The sequence below is a fragment of the Pantoea sp. CFCC18179 genome (assembly GCF_059412405.1).
Genome location: NZ_JBNBPM010000001.1, coordinates 847,452 through 865,114 on the forward strand (window position 1 = coordinate 847,452; position 17,663 = coordinate 865,114).

Consider the following 17,663-nt stretch of genomic DNA (forward strand, 5'->3'; position numbering starts at 1 on the left):
CTATCATATGGCCTCGTTTTTCCGGCGCACCCGGATCTGACCCGTTTTTCAAGGATTCCGCCATGCAACCTATCAGCGGTCCCGGTGTGCCCGCGGGCGATCGTTCCTCTTTAACGCCAGCGACTGGCCCTGCTCGTCCTGGCGGTCCTGCCGGTGAACAGCCGCTATCTCCTGCCCAACGTACCACGCTGGAGCGCCTGATTGTGCGCATCATGTCGTTGAGCACGCTGAAAGCCCCCGAGCTGTGGGCGGGCGTGCGTCATGAAGTTGGCGTGAAAAATGAAGCAGAGCTGCAATCACGTCATTTCCCGGCGGCAGAACAGCACCTGAATGGTCGCTTGACTCAGGTACAAAACAGCCTTGCCACGCGTCAGTTATTGCAACAGTTGCTGGAAAAATTGCCGCAGGGCAACAATCGCCAGGCGGTGAGCGAGTTTATTCGTCAGCAGTTTAATCAAACGGTGTTAAGTGCGCTGTCGCAGGATCAACTGCGTCAGGTATTGACGATGTTGCAAAACGGGCAGATGACGATCCCGCAGCCGCAGCAAACGCGCGTCTCGGATCGTTCGTTGTTACCCGCCGAGCAGCAATCACTGAATCAGCAGGTTACGCGACTGGCGGCGAAAACCGGTGAATCGCCGGTGAAATTGCTGGCTGATACCTTGAAGCTGGTGAATTTGAAAAGTGGCGATCCGATTCCTTCCCGCCACTTCCCGTTGCTGACGCAATATTTGCAGGTGCGCCAGACGCTAGCGCAGCACAGCGCGCCCACCTTGCAGATGCTGGAAACCTCATTGCGTCAGCCACTGACCCATGATGAGCAGCGTTTGCTGGAGGATTACAGCCAGCAGCGTTTCCAGGCGACGCCGCAAACGGTATTGACGCCAACCCAGACGCAGGATTTGCTTAATCTGCTGTTTAGCCGTCGCGCTGAGAAACTGCATGAACAGCCGCTGGCGGATAGCGAAATTCGCCCGCAGCCGATTTGGTCGCCGTTCATCCAGATGCTGCCAGAGCCGCTGGCGCAACGCCCGGCATTCACGCTAATCGCCGGGCTTTTCCTGTTCATCTTCCTGCTGTGGCTGTTTATCTAGCAGCCGCAGTTGGCAGCGGGCGTGGCATTGGGCCATTCACCCGCTGCTGTGCCCCACGCCATCGGATGACCGTCGCGTTTCCAGAAATCCAGGCCACCAATCAATTCCTTTACCTGAAAACCCAACTCTGCCAGCTTGAGCGCCGCTTTGGTTGAGCCGTTGCAACCAATACCGTCGCAATAGGTGATGTAGACTTTGCTGCGATCAAGGTGCGTGGTGGATTCCGCATTCATGGTGCGATGCGGGAACGACTGCGCACCACAAATGTGCCCGGCTTGATAGACCTCGCTGGAACGCGCATCTATCACCACAATCCCGCCAATGCCCTGCGCCATATCTTCGGCCAAATCCCACGCATCGGTGTAATACGCCAGTTTATGTTGCAGATAAGCCACGCTTTGTTCGGCGCTCGCTGGCGCAAATTTTAATACCGCTGACATCGTATTCTCCCGCTGTGATTTTCCGCCAGTTTACGGCAAAGTGGTCTGCTTACTGATACCACTTTTATCATGGTGATAAGACCATTATGCGCACCTCGTTTTTATCGCTGTTTAGTCATCAAACCCAAGGTGGCCTGCGCGATCGTCTTTGCGCCACCCTGCGCCAGGCCATTGCCAAAGGGCATCTGCGCCATCAGCAAAAGTTACCTTCCAGCCGCCAATTGGCGGCGGATTTGTCACTGTCACGCGTGACGGTGGAAGCGGCTTATGCGCAACTGGAGAGCGAAGGCTATCTGCAACGTCACAGCGGGCGTGGTACCTTTGTTTCGATTCAGATGTCACTCTCTACGCCAAAAGCGAGCGTGGATCGCTCGCCGCGCTTTTCGCTGCGCGGTCAACAAGTACTGGCGACCGGCGGTTGCCAGGATCCGCCTTTTCCGCATGCTTTTGCTGCCGGTTCGCCGGAATTGCGCGCTTTTCCTCATGCGCAGTGGCGCCGCATCAGCGCGCAAGTGCAGCGCACGCAAGGCAGTAAAGTGATGGGTTATGGCGATCCGCTGGGATTACCCGCTTTGCGCCAGGCGGTGGCGGATTATCTGGCGCTGTCGCGTGGTGTGCGCTGTTCAGCTGAACAAATTGTGATGTTGACCAGTTCGCAACAGGCGCTGCAATTGCTGGCGCTGATGTTTCTCGATGCGCAAGATGATGTGTGGCTGGAGGAACCGGGTTATCCCGGCGCGCGCAATGCGTTTCTTGCCGCTGGGGCGCGCTGTCGCGCCATGCCGCTGGATGCTGAAGGTGCTGTGCCGCTCGATGGCAGCGCAAAGCTGGTGTATTTAACCCCGGCGCATCACTATCCCAGCGGCACGCCGATGAGTTTAGCGCGACGGTTACCATGGCTGGCATGGGCAAAACAGCATGATAGCTGGCTGATCGAGGACGATTACGACAGCGAATTTCACTACGACGATCGCCCTGCTCCGGCGCTGCAAGGATTGGAAGCGGATGCGCGGGTAATATGCCTCGGTACCTTCTCCAAAACGTTATTTCCGTCGCTGCGCCTCGCCTGGATGGTGGTGCCGCCGCAATTAGTCGATGCGCTGGGTCGCGCGCGCAGCGTAATGGATGGTCATAGCGCCTTACTGCCGCAAGCGATTACCGCCGAATTCATGCAACAAGGTCATTTCGCCAGTCATTTGCGCTTGATGCGCCAGTTGTATCGCAGTCGGCGAGATTGCTTACTGGAGCAGATCGAAACGCGCTTGCCAGCATGGATCAAACCCTTGCCTGCGGCAGGTGGTTTGCAGTTATCGGTGCAACTGCTGCAAGGCGATGAGGCGCGATTAACCCAGCAAGCTGGCGAAATGGGATTGTTATTGCCGCGCCTGTCGCCGCTGTATGCGGATAACCCGCGACAAGCGGGATGGTTGTTGGGGTTCGCCGCGCTGACGCCCGGAGAAATCATCAGCGCCTGCGACAAGCTGGTTATGCTGCTGTCGCGTGACGTGCAAACGTCCAGGTAACCAAAATCCCCAGCGCGGCGCAGCACGCTCCGGCCAAATAGACTGAACCGTAACCGAGCGCGGTCGCCAGCAAACCGGTTAACGGGCCGCTGGCACCGTAAGCGATATCCTGAAACGCCGAGAAGCCGCCAAGTGCGGTGCCACGAATCTGTGGCGAGACGCGCTTTATCACCTCAACGCCCAGCGCCGGGAATATCAGCGAACAGCCACAGCCGGTCAAAGCCGCACCAACCAGCGCCATCCCGCCAGAACTGGCAAAGGCCAGCGTCAGTAAACCGGCGCTCTCCACCAGCAGCGAAACCATCGCAACTTTAACCCCACCATGGCGATCCGGCAAACCGCCAAAGAACACCCGCACCATAACAAAAGCACAGCCAAAAGCGGTGAGTGCGAAACCGGCATTGCCCCAGTTTTCAGCGGCGAAATAGAGCGACGTAAACGTGCCGATAACAGCGAAACCGGTACCTTGCAGCGCCAGCGCTAATCCTGGCTGGAAGATGATTTTCACTACACTGAACAGAGATGGGCGTTCGCCTCCTGCCACCGGCACTTTGCTGATCCAACTATTGAGCGCCAGTGCCAGCAACGGCAGCAACATGGCGACCGCGCCGAGTGCGGCAAATCCGCCGTGCTGATTTATCAACAAACCCAATGGCGCACCAGCGGCCAGCGATCCATATATCGCCATGCCGTTCCACGACATCACCAAGCCGGAACGTTTGCTGCCGACCAATCCCATGCCCCACGTCAGATTGCCGGTCAGCAGCAAGCTTTCGCCAAAACCGAGCAATAATCGCCCGACTGCCAGCAAACCAAATTTGGCCCACGGTGAAACAGGCAGCAATGCCGCAGCCAGATAAGCCACGCCCACCAGCGCAATGGCGATCATGCCGTGCTGTGTGGTGAGTTTGGCGCCATGTTGGTCGGCACGACGCCCGGCGAAACTGCGCGTTAATAGCGTGGCAAAGAACTGAATGCCGACCGCTACGCCCACCATCACGTTGCTCATGCCCAATTCCTGATGGACATACAGCGGGATCACCGGCAGCGCCAGACCTGCGGTTAAATAGGTCAGGAATACCGCAAAAGAGGTGCAGGCGAGCGGCAAAACGGATGGCGTCTGCGCATCAGCAGTGGTGGTCATGATCGTTCGAACTCCTTGTAATCACCAGACACGCGCGCTTGCTGCGGTAACACAGAAACGGGATATTTGGTTCACATCAAGATGGAATTGATAATTTTATTTCGTAGCCGAGGAGGATGAGTGTAGGTAAGCGAAGGGGGAATTGTCAAAAACAACAAGGGCCGGATTAACCGGCCCTTGAGAATCAGAATTGCCTGGTCACCATAAATGGCGACCCTACGCGATTATGCTGGCAACTTACGCATTGTAAGAGTGGCGTTAGTACCACCGAAGCCGAAGCTGTTTGACATGACAGTGGTCAGCGCTTTTTCAGTCGGCTTGGTCACGATGTTCAGACCTTTACCTGCTTCATCCAGCTCTTCCACGTTGATGCTTGGGGCGATAAAGCCGTGTTCCAGCATCAGCAAGGTGTAAATCGCTTCCTGCACGCCTGCCGCACCCAGTGAGTGACCGGTCATCGCTTTGGTAGCGGAAATGGATGGGCAGTTGTCGCCAAACACTTCGCGAATCGCACCCAGTTCTTTCACATCACCCACTGGCGTAGAGGTGCCGTGAGTGTTGAGGTAATCGATTGGGGTGTCGAGACCTTGCATCGCCATCTTCATGCAGCGCACTGCGCCTTCGCCTGAAGGAGCAACCATGTCTGCGCCGTCTGACGTTGCGCCGTAACCGACGATTTCAGCGTAGATGTGTGCACCACGTGCCAGAGCGTGTTCCAGCTCCTCGACCACCACCATACCGCCGCCGCCAGCGATGACGAAACCATCACGGTTAGCATCGTAAGTACGTGAGGCTTTTTCAGGCGTTTCGTTGTATTTGGTGGACAGCGCGCCCATCGCATCGAACTCACAGGCCATTTCCCAGCTCAGCTCTTCGCCGCCGCCAGCAAACACGATGTCCTGCTTGCCCAGTTGGATCTGCTCAACCGCGTTACCGATGCAGTGTGCAGAAGTGGCGCACGCTGAACTGATTGAGTAGTTCACACCGTGGATTTTGAATGGTGTTGCCAGACAAGCTGAAACGCCAGAACCCATAGCTTTGGTCACGACATAAGGACCTACCGCTTTCAGGCCGCGTGGGCTACGCATCGCGTCAGCACCAAACACCTGATAACGCGGAGAACCACCGCCAGAACCGGCAATCAGGCCAACACGAGGATTTTGCTGATACTGCTCGTCAGTCAGGCCAGAATCTTTGATCGCTTCGGCCATGGAGAGGTAAGCATAAATAGAGGCATCACTCATGAAACGCACGATTTTGCGATCGATGAGCCCGTTGGTATCCAGTTTGACGTTGCCCCATACGTGACTGCGCATACCGGCATCTCTCATCTCTTCAGAGAAAGTGATACCTGAACGGCCTTCACGCAGAGAAGCCAGCACTTCTTGCTGGTTATTACCAATGCTGGAAACAATACCCAGGCCAGTAATCACTGCACGTTTCATTCAATAATCCTCGTTCCACATATTTGGATGTGGTGCACTCTAGCGTACAGTTGTAAGCCGAACAAGTCCGATCAGCCATTTCCTTTTGTAAATTTGCGTCATGTGACGTCAGTCGTTAAACTCGCGCCACTGCCTGAAATATGAGCCTTTCCCGTGAAAATAACCCCGGTTGAACACGCGCAATTAAACTGGAATGAACAGGGTACACCTGTTTCCCGAGCGTTCGGTGACGTCTATTTCTCCAACGATAATGGACTGGAGGAAACGCGCTATGTCTTCCTCGATGGCAATCACATTCCGCAACGTTTCACCGATCACCCGCGCGATTTATTTATCGTCGCCGAGAGCGGTTTTGGGACTGGTCTGAACTTTCTCACCTTGTGGCAAGCGTTTGATCGCTTCCGCAGTGAACATCCCAGCGCCCCACTTCGTCGACTGCACTTTATTAGCTGCGAAAAATTCCCGCTGACGCACGCCGATCTGGTGGCCGCCCACGCGCATTGGCCTGAACTACAACCGTGGGCAGAGCAGCTGCAACAGCAGTGGCCGCACGCGTTGCCGGGCTGCCAGCGCGTGATGTTTAACGGTGGCGAAGTCACGCTGGATCTCTGGCTTGGTGATATTAACGCGCTAATTCACACCTTTGATGACAGTCTTCATCGTCAGGTGGATGCCTGGTTCCTTGATGGCTTCGCACCGGCGAAAAATCCGGAGATGTGGACGCCAGAACTGTTTGCTGCCATGGCGCGCATGGCGCGTCCCGGCGGCACCCTGGCGACGTTCACCGCTTCCGGCTTTGTGCGACGTGGCCTGCAAGACGCCGGATTTACGATGCAGAAGCGCAAAGGATTTGGTCACAAGCGTGAAATGCTGATTGGTGTGTTGGAGCAAGTGCCTGAGTTGCCGCACAGCCAACCGTGGTATGCGCGTCCAAACGCCGCAAGCAAAGAAGTGGCGTTGATTGGCGGCGGCGTGGCCAGCGCAGTATTGGCGATGGCGCTGCTGCGGCGTGGCTGGCAGGTCAACTTATATTGTGCGGATGAAGCGCCAGCGTTGGGCGCATCCGGCAATCGCCAGGGCGCGCTCTATCCGCTGCTTAATCAGCACGATCCAGCGCTGGCCACCTTCTTCCCGGCGGCGTTTGGTTTCGCGCGTCGCCTGTATGATCAATTGCCGGTCGAATTCGAACATGACTGGAGCGGCGTGCTGCAACTGGGTTGGGATAGCAAAAGCGCGGAGAAAATCGCGCAGATGCTCAGCATGCAGCTGCCCGAAGCGATCGCTTACGGCGTCAATAAAGAACAGGCAGAGCAGTTAGCCGGCGTCGATCTCGGCTTCGGCGGGATTTTCTATCCGCAGGGCGGTTGGCTCTCACCTGCGCAACTAACCAGCAACTTGCTGGAGTTGGCACAAACGCAAGGTTTACGCATTCATTGGCTGCATCGCGTTACGCAACTGGCACGTAACGAAGAAAACTGGACGCTGCACTTTAGCGAACAAGCCGCTGTGCAACATCAAAACGTGGTGCTGGCGAATGGCCACGCGTTGTTAGATATCGAACAAAGCCAGGCGTTGCCAGTGTATGCCGTAGCGGGCCAGGTTAGCCATGCGCCGACCAATTCCGCGCTCGGCCAATTGCGCACCGTGCTGTGTTATGACGGTTATCTCACGCCGGTAAGCCCGAACTTTGCCACACATTGCATCGGTGCCAGCTATCATCGCGGTGACACGGCGACCGTTTTCCGTGCCGACGATCAGCAAGAAAATCGCCAGCGGCTGATCAACTGTTTGCCCGACAGCGCGTGGCCGCTGCAGGTCGATATCAGTGATAATCAGGCGCGCAATGGCGTGCGCTGCGCCACCCGCGATCATCTGCCGATGAGCGGGAGCGCGCCGGATTATGACGCAACACTCACGCAGTATGCGGACTTGCCGGAACAGCGCGCCGCCGCAGCCGAAGTGAAAGCCGCGCCGGTGCATAGCAATTTGTTTGTGTTGGGTGCGTTAGGATCGCGCGGTTTGTGCAGTGCCCCGCTGGCGGCTGAAGTGTTGGCCGCACAGATGAGCGGTGAACCGCAGCCATTGGATGCCGCCACGTTGGCGGCGATGAATCCAAATCGTTACTGGGTGCGCAAATTGCTGAAGGGTAAAAAAGCCGGACGCTAATCTGCGGGGCGAGCGATCGCCCCGAGAATTTACGCGGTTTGTTGGCGCGCTTGCAGGAACAGGTTATCCCACATGCTGGTGACCAACACCTGATCGCGCGGTGACAGTTCACCGGCTTCAATCGCTTTGTTCAGACTGTTGGTGACATGAGTTTGCAGGGCTTCTGCGGTATGTTCGCCGCTGAGCTCAATTTCAGCTACCGCTAAGGTCAGATGACCACGCAGATAGCCGCCCGCAAACAACTCGTCATCGCTGGCGTGATCGACCATATCGTCAATCAGGGCCAGAATTCGGGTTTCAAATTCTACGATCATCTCTTCCTCTCTTCTTATAGCCTTCGCGGATTACAGGTCTTCCGGCCAAGGGAATTGCGCCGCCGTTAATGATGGCGTGCCGTAATAATTCGTCAGTGCATCAATGAAACGGGCCGGTCGCGCCGGAATACCCTGCTCCAGATAAGTCATCACTTGCGCATGCACTTTGCGCTGAAACGCGATGCGATCGGGCTCACAATCGCCTTCGAGATTGTCACAACTGACATTGAAGGGAAAGCCTGCCGCCACGCAGAACAGCCACTCCAGCGCCTGCGGTTTCACTTCCACTGCTTCGAACTGACTCTGCGTTTGCGCATCACGTCCGTCCGGGCAATACCAATAACCAAAATCCACCAGTTTGCGACGCGCTTCACCAGCGATGCACCAGTGAGAAATTTCGTGCAGTCCGCTGGCGTAGTAGCCGTGGGCAAACACCACGCGATGCCACGGCGATGTCTCATCCGCAGGAAGATAGATAGGTTCGTCATCGCCTTTAATTAGACGGGTCTGAAAATCGTCAACAAAGCAGCCATCAAAAATGGCAATCAGCTGATCGTAATGGTGTGTCGTACTCATAATATTTTAATCTTTAAAAAAACCGGCGCCATTGTCGCATTGGCAGCCGGTCTTGACGAGTATTGGATTACAACGTGGCGAGCCACGCCAGCAGCGCGCTACCGTGACTATCCCACAATAATTTGGCGCTCATTACCGCAGAAACGATCACCACCATCGGGCGAATCAGTTTCTGACCACGGCTCAACACCAGTCTGGCGCCGAGTCGCGCGCCGATAAACGCGCCAAGCAGCATGATTGCGCCGGTGCCCCACACCACTTTTCCGCCGAACATAAAGAACAGCAGACTGCCAAAATTCGAGGTGAAATTTAGGATTTTGGCGTGGGCGGTGGCTTTGGCCAAATTGAAGCCGCACAGCGTTACAAAGGCCAGCGCGTAGAAGGAACCGGCGCCAGGCCCAAAGAAGCCATCGTAAAAACCAACGCAACCGCCGCCTACCAGCGCATAGGCTAAACCATGCAGACGTTGCTCGCGGTCGGATTCACCAAGGCGCGGCATCAGCAAGAACCACAGGCCGATGCAAATCAGCAACAGCGGCAAGATTTGGCGCAGCACATCAGCTTGCAGATGTTGAATCAGAATGGTGCCGGCCACCGCGCCGAGGAAGGTCATGGCGATGTTCAGCCACTGCTCATTGAGCTTCACGGCACCACGGCGGATAAAATAGAGGCTGGCAGAAAACGAACCGCCGACCGATTGCAACTTATTGGTGGCTAACGCTTGCGCTGGAGAGAGTCCGGCCGCCAGCAATGACGGCACGGTAAGTAATCCACCACCGCCAGCGATCGAATCGATAAACGCCGCCAGCACCGCCACGAAAAACAGCACGCCGAGCACCAGCGGGCTAACAACAAACCAATCCATTTTAATCCTCAAATAACCGCGCTCCTTTGAGCTGTAACTGCGTTGGCTGCGCTCGCCCACACCAGTCACTTACTTAAGTAAGCTCCTGGAGCTGGACGAACTTGCCGCCTTGCCACAACTCAAATTCTCACGGTTATAATAAATGACGGTCTAATAAAGCCTGACATGAAGGCGGTAACGGCGGAGGCGTTTTCTTCACTGGCGGCGTGCTGCCTGGTTTTTTCGGCAGGAACCAGCTATCCAGCTCAGCGCCGCAGCCATCGCCCGGCGGTTGTGCCGCTTGATCCTGACACTCCAGGCTGCCAGCCGGACAACGCAAACGCACGTGCATGTGCGCGCGATGGGCAAACCACGGACGCACTTTATTCAACCAGGCACGATCGCTACCGGCATCAGCACAAAGCTGACGTTTTATCGCTGGATTGACGAAGATACGCGTTACCTCGTCATCTTTAGCCGCCAGTTTAATCAGGCTATCAATTTGCGGTTGCCAGTGGCGGGCAATCACCTGCTTATCATCGGCGGAGACCAAATCCAGCGGCTGCGGCTTCAGCAGTTGCTGCGCCGTCCAGCGACTTTTAGGCAGTTGCAGCCAGATATCCACGTCTAAACCGGTTTGATGGCTGGCATGACCGCTGCTAAAACGACCGCCAGCCGCCATGCCCATATCGCCAATCAGCACTTGTCCCAGTTGCAGTTGATGCACCTGAGTGCTGAGACGCTGAATAAAAGCAATCAGATCCGGATGGCCGAAATAACGCCGTTGATCCTGACGCATCACCTGATAGTTAGGTGAATCCAGCGGCAATTGCTGGGCGCCGATAATGCAGCCGTTGGCGAAGCCGCCAATCGACTGCGGGCTGCCCGCAATCGGCTGATGGATTTGCTGCCACGGCGTGGCGGCAACCGCGGCGGCGCTGCATAACAGCGCGGCACAAGTGATAAGCAAGCGACGCATCATCGGGCTTACCAGCGCGGTACGCTGCTGTTGACGTCACCGTTTTGCGCGCGCTGGCGCAGCAGGTGATCCATCAACACGATCGCCATCATCGCTTCGGCAATCGGTACGGCACGAATGCCAACACAAGGATCGTGGCGACCTTTGGTGATCATCTCGACTTCTTCGCCGTCGCGGGTGATGGTGTTGCCTGGCACGGTGATGCTGGAAGTCGGTTTCATCGCCAGATTGGCACTGATGGTTTGGCCGCTGCTGATACCACCCAAAATGCCGCCCGCATGATTGCTTTGGAAACCGTTGGCGCGAATTTCATCACGATGCTGGCTGCCACGTTGGGTGATGACCGCGAAACCATCGCCGATCTCCACGCCTTTCACCGCGTTGATGCTCATCAGCGCATGCGCTAAATCGGCATCCAGGCGATCAAACACCGGTTCACCCAAGCCCGGCGGCACATTTTCGGCCAGCACGGTCACTTTCGCACCAATCGAATCGCCCTCTTTTTTCAGGCCGCGCATCAGTTCGTCCAGCGCGTCCAGCTTATCGGCATCCGGGCAGAAGAACGGGTTCTCTTCGACGATGCTCCAGTCTTTCAGCTCACACGCCACATCACCAATCTGCGCCAGATAACCGCGCACCACGATGCCATGCTTCATCTGCAAATACTTCTTGGCAATCGCGCCTGCCGCCACGCGCATGGCGGTTTCACGCGCCGACGAACGGCCGCCGCCACGGTAGTCGCGCATGCCGTATTTCTGTTCGTAGGTGTAATCCGCATGGCCGGGACGGAACAGATCTTTAATCGCGCCGTAATCCTGCGAACGCTGGTCGGTATTTTCAATCAACAGGCCAATTGACGTGCCGGTGGTGACGCCTTCAAACACGCCAGACAAAATTTTCACCTGATCCGGCTCGCGGCGCTGCGTGGTGTAGCGCGAGGTGCCGGGACGTCGGCGATCGAGATCGTGCTGAATATCGGCTTCAGTGAGCGGAATGCCAGGCGGCACGCCGTCAACAATGCAGCCCAGCGCAATGCCGTGTGACTCGCCAAAGGTGGTTACGCGAAAAACTTGTCCGATGCTGTTTCCGGCCATCATGGTTCCTTGTTGCGATGTTGCGGGCGAGCGCTCGCCCTCTTATTTAGTCTTTATAGAATGAGAAGTGATGCTGCGCCGCGACAATTTGCTCGCGCGTCAGCATAAACACGCCGTCACCGCCGTTATCAAACTCCAGCCAGGTAAACGGCACGTCCGGATATTGATCCATCATGTGCACCATGCTGTTGCCGACTTCGCAAATCAGCACGCCCTGCTCGGTGAGGTAATCTGGCGCGCAGGCCAAAATACGACGCACCAACTTCAAGCCATCGCTGCCAGCCGCCAAACCGAGTTCCGGTTCGTGGCGATATTCGTTGGGCAGATCATCCATGTCTTCCGCATCGACATACGGCGGATTGGTGACGATCAAATCGTATTTCACCGGCGGCAGATTGCGGAACAGGTCGGCACGAATTGGCGTGACGTGGTTCAGCAAACCATGCTCTTCGATGTTTTGTTCAGCCACCGCCAGCGCGTCGGTTGAGATATCCACCGCATCCACTTCGGCTTCCGGGAACGCGTAAGCGCAGGCAATGGCGATGCAACCGCTGCCGGTACACATATCGAGAATGTGATGCGGTGAATCAGCGATCAAACCGGCAAACCGGTTTTCAATCAGTTCACCAATCGGCGAACGCGGCACTAGCACGCGTTCATCGACATAAAATTCGTGGCCGCAGAACCAGGCTTTATTAGTGAGATAAGCCACCGGAATGCGCTCGTTGACGCGGCGAATCACGCGCTCAACGATGCGATGACGTTCGCTGGCGGTCAGGCGCGCATTGCGCATATCTTCGGGAATATCCAGCGGTAGCCATAGCGTTGGCAGAACCAGTTGGACTGCTTCGTCCCAGGGATTATCCGTGCCGTGGCCGTACCAAATGCCTGCCGCCGAAAAACGGCTGACAGCCCAGCGCAGCATGTCCTGAATGGTGTGCAGTTCATTCACTGCCTCATCGACGAATATCTTGTCCACGTAGCCCTCCGCAGGCCATAAAATCAATCGGCCGATAGTGTGCCACGAAGCCGGGCAGAATTCAGCGCAGCAAGGTGAAAAAGCTGACATTTGTTAACAGTAACGGTTAAGGTATGCCACCGGCTGTTTACCAGCTTTTTCTGAATCCATTACCGAGCCATGAGTAAGAAAACCCCGCTAAGCCAGGACGATCAGGAGATGTTCCGCCAGTTAATGAGTGGAACCCGCAAACTGAAACAGGACACTATCGTGCACAAACCGGTAGTGAAAACGCGCGAAGTGCCGTTGAAACGCCTGCTTTCCGAACAGGTTGATAACAGCCACTATTTCTCAGACGAATTTCAACCGTTGCTCTCCGGCGAAGGTCCGGTGCGCTATGTGCGGGCTGATGTTAGCCATTACGAGCAGAAAAAATTACGTCGCGGTGATTACACGCCGGAGATTTTTCTCGATCTGCACGGTTTAACTCAGATGCAGGCCAAGCAGGAACTTGGTGCGTTGATTGCCGCTTGTCGCCGTGAACATCTGTTCTGCGCCAGCGTGATGACCGGCCACGGTAAACATATCCTCAAGCAGCAAACGCCATTGTGGTTGGCACAACATCCGCATGTGATGGCGTTTCATCAGGCCCCGAAAATGTTCGGCGGCGACGCGGCGTTGTTAGTGTTGATAGAAGTAGAAGAGTGGCAACCGCCAGAATTGCCGTAACACGGCACTTCCCCTAAATAATTCGAGGTGTAGCAAGGCGGCAAACTTGTGCATCCCCGGGAGCTTACTTTAGTAAGTGACTGGGGTAAGCAAGTGCAGCCAACGCAGCTACAGCTTGAAGTATGACGGGGAAAAGGATAGGGCCGCGTTTGCGGCCCATAGAAGAGTTAAATTGCTTTGGCCAATTTTGACGGGCTGACCTGCCACTCCAGCTTGCCTTCACAGGCATCTGCATCAAAGGCAACACAGGCAATCGCGGAGGTCGCGAACATCGGCGGCGCTTCCTGCGGGCAGAGTTCAGAGACTAAATAACCCACCAGCGGCAAGTGCGAAATCACCAGTGCCGACTTAACACCTTTTTGCGCCAGCACCTGTAAATAGCTGGCAACCATCGCGGGATCACCGCCTGGCGTCAGTTCCGGCAATACATCCTGACCATCCGGCAACTTCAGGTTCTCACGTACCGTCGCCAGCGTTTGCTCGGCGCGCAAATACGGACTCACTAAAACCCGATCGATTTCTGGCGTTTTGCCGTTGAGCCAGCTCGCCATTGCTCTTGATTCGTCACAGCCACAGAGGGTGAGAGGTCGAACTGAATCACTCGCTGCTTCCAGAGCTGCGTCGCCATGACGCATGATAAAAACTTGCATAAAGCACCGCTGTTGTTTGTCGATATCGTTCGGTACCACAGCACCAAACGCTTCATTCTGCGAATGAACGGTGTGTTTTACCGCAATGGCTTCGGTATAGTCAACCGGTTGTTTATTAAATAAGCATATCTCAGAATGCGGCTGTGCGGGCCATTTACTAACCCGCTGAATCTGTGCGCCTATTCATGATTGTGCAGAAGTGTAAAAATTCGTTTGCGCTTCTGACATTGCAATCAACGCGTCACAGGGCGCAAAACGATCGCCATGTCGCTGCATTAATGACCTTAATGCTTTGACGATATCGCCGATGCCGCGCTGATCCATATAGCGGAACGGGCCGCCGAGGAATGGCGGAAAGCCGATACCAAATACCGCAGCAATATCGCCATCACGCGCGTTACGAATCACCGCTTCATCCAGGCAACGCGCCGCTTCGTTCAACATCATCAATACACAACGCTCGGCAATCTGTGCTTCGCTCTGCTTCGCCTGCGGTTTGACATGCAGCAGCGTATAAATAGAGGGATCGGTTTTACGTTTACGCGACCAGCGTGATGGCTGATAAAGATAAAAGCCTTTGCGGTTTTTGCGCCCTTTTCTGTCATCGGCGAGAATCGCGCTCACCGCAGGCGGCGCGCTAAAACGCGTACCGTAGGCCTGTTCGAGAATCGGACTGATTTTGCTGCCCACATCAATACCGACTTCATCGAGCAGTTGCAGCGGCCCGACCGGGAAACCGAACTTTACTAGGGCGCGATCGATGTGTTCAATCGGCTCACCTTCCAGCAAGCAGTGCATCGCTTCATTTATATAGGGTGCAAGAATACGGTTGACGTAAAAGCCGGGACGATCGGCCACCACTACCGCGGTTTTTCCCTGCTTGCGCGCTAAATCAACTGTGGTTGCCAGCGTTTGTGCCGATGTGTTGGCATGCGGAATCACTTCCACCAGCGGCATTTTGTCTACCGGACTGAAGAAGTGCAGGCCAATAACATTTTCTGGCCGCTGCGCTTGCGCCGCGATATCGCCGATCGGCAATGACGAGGTGTTCGAGGCAAAAATGGTGTGCGGTTGGCAATGGCTTTCGATTTCGCTGACCATCTGTTGCTTCAGCGCCAGATCTTCAAACACCGCTTCAATCACCAAATCGCGCTGGCTAAAGCCCTGATAATCGATGCCGCCGCTGATACGTGCCATTTGTTGCTGGCGCTCTGCCGCCTTCAGCTGACGACGTTTAACCTTGTTACTCAGCAAATCCCAGCTGTACTGCAAGGCGTGATTCACACCAGCAAGATTGATGTCTTTGATGCGCACCGGCAAACCGGCTTTCAGCGCCGTGACGCTGGCAATGCCGCCGCCCATCAAACCGCCGCCGAGGATGCCAATCTGTTGCAAGGCGCGCGGTTCAGCTTCTGCCATGGCCTCTTTTTTCAATGCGGTTGAGGCAAAGAACAAACTGCGCAGCGCGGCCGATTCCGGCGTCATCGCCAATTGACCAAAGGCGCGTGCTTCCGCTTCATGTCCAGCGCTACTGCCCTGCTCCAGTCCAATGCGTACCACGTCAATAATGCGTTCGGCCGCGGGATAGTTGCCTTGGGTTTTACTGTGAGTTTGACGTTGCGCCATGGAGAACAAAATCTGCCGCGCAATCGGTCCTTGCAGCAATCGGTCGCGACGAGATAACTCGCGATGCGGGCGCTTTCCTTTATGTACGCGCGCAATTGCCGTCTCCAGCAAGATTGATTGCGGCACCGCATCATCAACAATGCCGAGTTTGAGCGCCTGTTTAGCGCGCAGTTGCTTGCCGGTGAGGATCAACGGTAGCGCCTGCTGCACGCCAATCAGACGTGGCAAACGCTGCGTGCCACCGGAACCTGGCAGCAAACCAAGTTGCACTTCCGGCAAGCCAAGGCGAGTTTTGTCATCCAGCGAGCAAATTCGTGCATCGCACGCCAGCGCCAATTCCAGACCGCCACCGAGGCAAGCACCATGAATCGCCGCCACCACCGGAAACGGCAGCGCGGCAATCATCGCCATAATCTCCTGACCTTGCTTTGCCAGCGCTTCGGCTTCATCTGCCGTTTTACAGTTGGCGATCATGCTGATATCGGCACCGGCGACAAAATTATCCGGCTTGCCAGAAATCAACACTAATCCCGCCAGCTGTGCATGACGGCGCGCTTCGTCCAGCACCGCTTTGATCTGCGGCACAAACTCCGCTTTCAGGGTGTTCATCTTCTCGCCTGGCACATCGATGGTGATCACACCGACATGATCAAGACGCATATGCAAATGAAAGGCGGATGCGTTCATCATTCAGCCTCCAAAACCATGGCCGTCCCCAAACCACCCGCCGCACAAGCGGTGACCAATCCTAATCCGCCGCCGCGCCGCCGTAATTCCTGCAAGGTTTGCGTGATCATGCGCGCGCCAGTGGCCGCAAACGGATGGCCGTAAGCAATCGATCCACCCAGCACATTAAAGCGTTCTTCATTAACCTCGCCCAACGCATGCGTGCGGTTCAACTTTTCGCGCGCAAAACGTTCGTCGCGGAACATGTTTAAATTCGCCAGCGTCTGCGCAGCAAAGGCTTCATGCATATCAATCAGCGTCAAATCGTTGAGCGTGATACCGGCACGTTCCAGTGCCAGCGGCGACGCGTAAGCTGGGCCCAGCAACATGTCCTGCCAGACATCGATGGCGGTGAAAGCATAGCTGCGCAGATAGCCCAGCGGTTGGATGCCCAATTCACGCGCGCGCCCTTCGCGCATCAGAATCACCGCCGCTGCGCCATCGGTGAGCGGCGTGCTGTTGGCGGCGGTCACCGAACCGTGGCGGCGATCAAATGCCGGGCGCAGTTTGGCGTAATCTGCCGCACTGGCATTGAAACGAATATTGTTGTCCTGCTCAATGGGTGCTTTCCACGGTGGCACAAAGGCGGGCATCACTTCCTGCGCCAATACGCCAGATTGCCAGGCGCGCGCCGCATGTTGATGCGATCGCAGTGCTAATGCATCCTGTTGTTCACGGGTAATGCCATGACTTTTCGCCATTTGTTCAGCGGTATCGCCCATGCGCAATCCGGTGGAATACTCCGCGACTGCTGGCGGCACCGGCAATAGATCGCGTGGACGTAAACGGCGCAAGATACTGAGCTTTTGGCTAAAGCTGCGCGCTTTGTTGAGATCAACCAGCGCCCGCGCCAGCGTTTTACTCACGCCGATCGGCAATACCGATGAAGAATCTGCGCCGCCAGCAATACCCGCATTGATGGTGCCGGCCATCAGGCTTTCTGCGACGTTGGCAACCGCCTGAAAACTGGTGGCGCACGCCCGGCTGACGCTATACGCATCGGTGTGCACGCTTAATCCGCTGCTCAAGACAATTTCACGCGCGATATTCGGCGCTTCCGGCATCTGCACTACTTGGCCAAACACCAGCTGATCGATCACTTCGACCGGCAACTCGCTTCGCGCCAGCAGTTCGCTGACCACCATGCGGCCTAATTCGAGTGCGGGAATGCCATGGAAATCTGTCGCCTGGCGAGCAAAAGGTGTGCGTAGTCCATGAGTAATGGCGATACGTTCGCCTTGACGCGTCAGCAGCGGCTGCGCTTTGTTCATTGCAATCACCTGTAATTTTCGACCGCAGCATCATTGCCAACAGGTCTGACCTGATCATCAGTGTTAACTAAGTGTTGCTAAGTC

General features: G+C 56.0%; 16 protein-coding genes. 4 read left to right on the forward strand and 12 right to left on the reverse strand.

From position 1 onward, the window contains the following. Positions 1-62 precede the first annotated feature (62 nt). Positions 63-1,094 (forward strand): flagella biosynthesis regulator Flk, encoded by a 1,032-nt coding sequence (flk, locus tag ACPUC7_RS03935; RefSeq protein WP_494921836.1) that lies wholly within the window; start codon positions 63-65, stop codon positions 1,092-1,094. On the opposite strand, the gene ACPUC7_RS03940 is transcribed toward flk, so the two are convergent. Continuing rightward, the gene (locus tag ACPUC7_RS03940; RefSeq protein WP_494921837.1) at positions 1,091-1,534 is read right to left on the reverse strand and encodes a rhodanese-like domain-containing protein; all 444 of its coding nucleotides are present in this window, start codon (positions 1,532-1,534) and stop codon (positions 1,091-1,093) included. The two genes, flk and ACPUC7_RS03940, sit on opposite strands and share 4 nt — an antisense overlap. Positions 1,535-1,620: 86 nt before the next feature. Here ACPUC7_RS03940 and pdxR point away from each other — a divergent pair, with 86 nt between their 5' ends. Then, a complete protein-coding gene (pdxR, locus tag ACPUC7_RS03945) occupies positions 1,621-3,057 on the forward strand; it encodes a MocR-like pyridoxine biosynthesis transcription factor PdxR (RefSeq protein ID WP_494921838.1) in 1,437 nt (478 codons plus the stop codon). Here the strand turns inward: pdxR and ACPUC7_RS03950 are convergent. Together ACPUC7_RS03950 and fabB are read right to left on the reverse strand one after the other, a co-directional pair. Next, positions 3,020-4,201 carry an MFS transporter gene (locus ACPUC7_RS03950; protein WP_494921839.1) on the reverse strand — a complete coding sequence of 394 codons (1,182 nt, stop codon included), beginning with the start codon at positions 4,199-4,201 and terminating at the stop codon, positions 3,020-3,022. The two genes, pdxR and ACPUC7_RS03950, sit on opposite strands and share 38 nt — an antisense overlap. A gap of 224 nt (positions 4,202-4,425) precedes the next feature. Then, the gene (fabB, locus tag ACPUC7_RS03955; RefSeq protein ID WP_343553683.1) at positions 4,426-5,646 is read right to left on the reverse strand and encodes a beta-ketoacyl-ACP synthase I; all 1,221 of its coding nucleotides are present in this window, start codon (positions 5,644-5,646) and stop codon (positions 4,426-4,428) included. Positions 5,647-5,799: 153 nt separating this feature from the next. Between fabB and mnmC the strand changes: the two genes are divergently transcribed. Next, positions 5,800-7,812 (forward strand): bifunctional tRNA (5-methylaminomethyl-2-thiouridine)(34)-methyltransferase MnmC2/FAD-dependent 5-carboxymethylaminomethyl-2-thiouridine(34) oxidoreductase MnmC1, encoded by a 2,013-nt coding sequence (gene mnmC, locus ACPUC7_RS03960; protein ID WP_494921840.1) that lies wholly within the window; start codon positions 5,800-5,802, stop codon positions 7,810-7,812. A 29-nt stretch (positions 7,813-7,841) separates the two neighbouring features. On the opposite strand, the gene ACPUC7_RS03965 is transcribed toward mnmC, so the two are convergent. From ACPUC7_RS03965 to prmB, 6 genes are all read right to left on the reverse strand, one after another. Beyond that, a complete protein-coding gene (locus tag ACPUC7_RS03965; RefSeq protein ID WP_343553315.1) occupies positions 7,842-8,126 on the reverse strand; it encodes a YfcL family protein in 285 nt (94 codons plus the stop codon). A 30-nt stretch (positions 8,127-8,156) separates the two neighbouring features. After that, positions 8,157-8,702, reverse strand: coding sequence for an elongation factor P hydroxylase (locus ACPUC7_RS03970; RefSeq protein WP_494921841.1), 546 nt, complete (start codon positions 8,700-8,702; stop codon positions 8,157-8,159). Positions 8,703-8,769: 67 nt separating this feature from the next. Continuing rightward, positions 8,770-9,567, reverse strand: coding sequence for a sulfite exporter TauE/SafE family protein (locus ACPUC7_RS03975; RefSeq protein ID WP_343553317.1), 798 nt, complete (start codon positions 9,565-9,567; stop codon positions 8,770-8,772). Positions 9,568-9,700: 133 nt separating this feature from the next. Then, the gene (gene mepA / locus ACPUC7_RS03980; RefSeq protein ID WP_494921945.1) at positions 9,701-10,525 is read right to left on the reverse strand and encodes a penicillin-insensitive murein endopeptidase; all 825 of its coding nucleotides are present in this window, start codon (positions 10,523-10,525) and stop codon (positions 9,701-9,703) included. 8 nt (positions 10,526-10,533) lie between these two features. Then, positions 10,534-11,619, reverse strand: coding sequence for a chorismate synthase (gene aroC / locus ACPUC7_RS03985; protein WP_494921946.1), 1,086 nt, complete (start codon positions 11,617-11,619; stop codon positions 10,534-10,536). A gap of 46 nt (positions 11,620-11,665) precedes the next feature. Then, entirely contained in the window at positions 11,666-12,598 is a 933-nt protein-coding gene (gene prmB, locus ACPUC7_RS03990) for a 50S ribosomal protein L3 N(5)-glutamine methyltransferase (protein WP_494921842.1), read from the reverse strand. A 159-nt stretch (positions 12,599-12,757) separates the two neighbouring features. On the opposite strand from prmB, the gene smrB reads away from it, so the two are divergent. Further along, entirely contained in the window at positions 12,758-13,306 is a 549-nt protein-coding gene (smrB, locus tag ACPUC7_RS03995; RefSeq protein WP_494921843.1) for an endonuclease SmrB, read from the forward strand. 167 nt (positions 13,307-13,473) lie between these two features. Here the strand turns inward: smrB and sixA are convergent, their stop codons facing one another. The 3 genes from sixA to fadI form a co-directional block, all read right to left on the reverse strand. Beyond that, entirely contained in the window at positions 13,474-13,956 is a 483-nt protein-coding gene (sixA, locus tag ACPUC7_RS04000) for a phosphohistidine phosphatase SixA (protein ID WP_343553320.1), read from the reverse strand. Between the two features lie 183 nt (positions 13,957-14,139). Continuing rightward, on the reverse strand, positions 14,140-16,269 hold the full coding sequence (gene fadJ / locus ACPUC7_RS04005; RefSeq protein WP_494921947.1) for a fatty acid oxidation complex subunit alpha FadJ: 2,130 nt from the start codon (positions 16,267-16,269) through the stop codon (positions 14,140-14,142). Then, complete coding sequence (gene fadI, locus ACPUC7_RS04010) at positions 16,269-17,579, reverse strand: acetyl-CoA C-acyltransferase FadI (protein WP_494921844.1); 1,311 nt, start codon at positions 17,577-17,579, stop codon at positions 16,269-16,271. The genes fadJ and fadI overlap by 1 nt, the downstream gene beginning before the upstream one ends. Positions 17,580-17,663: the final 84 nt, after the last annotated feature.

Coding starts and splice junctions, on each gene's coding strand:
- flk (WP_494921836.1), top strand. CDS start 63: ATGCAACCTATCAGCGGTCCCGGTGTGCCCGCGGGCGATCGTTCCTCT.
- ACPUC7_RS03940 (WP_494921837.1), bottom strand. CDS start 1,534: ATGTCAGCGGTATTAAAATTTGCGCCAGCGAGCGCCGAACAAAGCGTG.
- pdxR (WP_494921838.1), top strand. CDS start 1,621: ATGCGCACCTCGTTTTTATCGCTGTTTAGTCATCAAACCCAAGGTGGC.
- ACPUC7_RS03950 (WP_494921839.1), bottom strand. CDS start 4,201: ATGACCACCACTGCTGATGCGCAGACGCCATCCGTTTTGCCGCTCGCC.
- fabB (WP_343553683.1), bottom strand. CDS start 5,646: ATGAAACGTGCAGTGATTACTGGCCTGGGTATTGTTTCCAGCATTGGT.
- ACPUC7_RS03965 (WP_343553315.1), bottom strand. CDS start 8,126: ATGATCGTAGAATTTGAAACCCGAATTCTGGCCCTGATTGACGATATG.
- ACPUC7_RS03970 (WP_494921841.1), bottom strand. CDS start 8,702: ATGAGTACGACACACCATTACGATCAGCTGATTGCCATTTTTGATGGC.
- ACPUC7_RS03975 (WP_343553317.1), bottom strand. CDS start 9,567: ATGGATTGGTTTGTTGTTAGCCCGCTGGTGCTCGGCGTGCTGTTTTTC.
- mepA (WP_494921945.1), bottom strand. CDS start 10,525: ATGCGTCGCTTGCTTATCACTTGTGCCGCGCTGTTATGCAGCGCCGCC.
- aroC (WP_494921946.1), bottom strand. CDS start 11,619: ATGGCCGGAAACAGCATCGGACAAGTTTTTCGCGTAACCACCTTTGGC.
- smrB (WP_494921843.1), top strand. CDS start 12,758: ATGAGTAAGAAAACCCCGCTAAGCCAGGACGATCAGGAGATGTTCCGC.
- sixA (WP_343553320.1), bottom strand. CDS start 13,956: ATGCAAGTTTTTATCATGCGTCATGGCGACGCAGCTCTGGAAGCAGCG.
- fadJ (WP_494921947.1), bottom strand. CDS start 16,269: ATGAACGCATCCGCCTTTCATTTGCATATGCGTCTTGATCATGTCGGT.
- fadI (WP_494921844.1), bottom strand. CDS start 17,579: ATGAACAAAGCGCAGCCGCTGCTGACGCGTCAAGGCGAACGTATCGCC.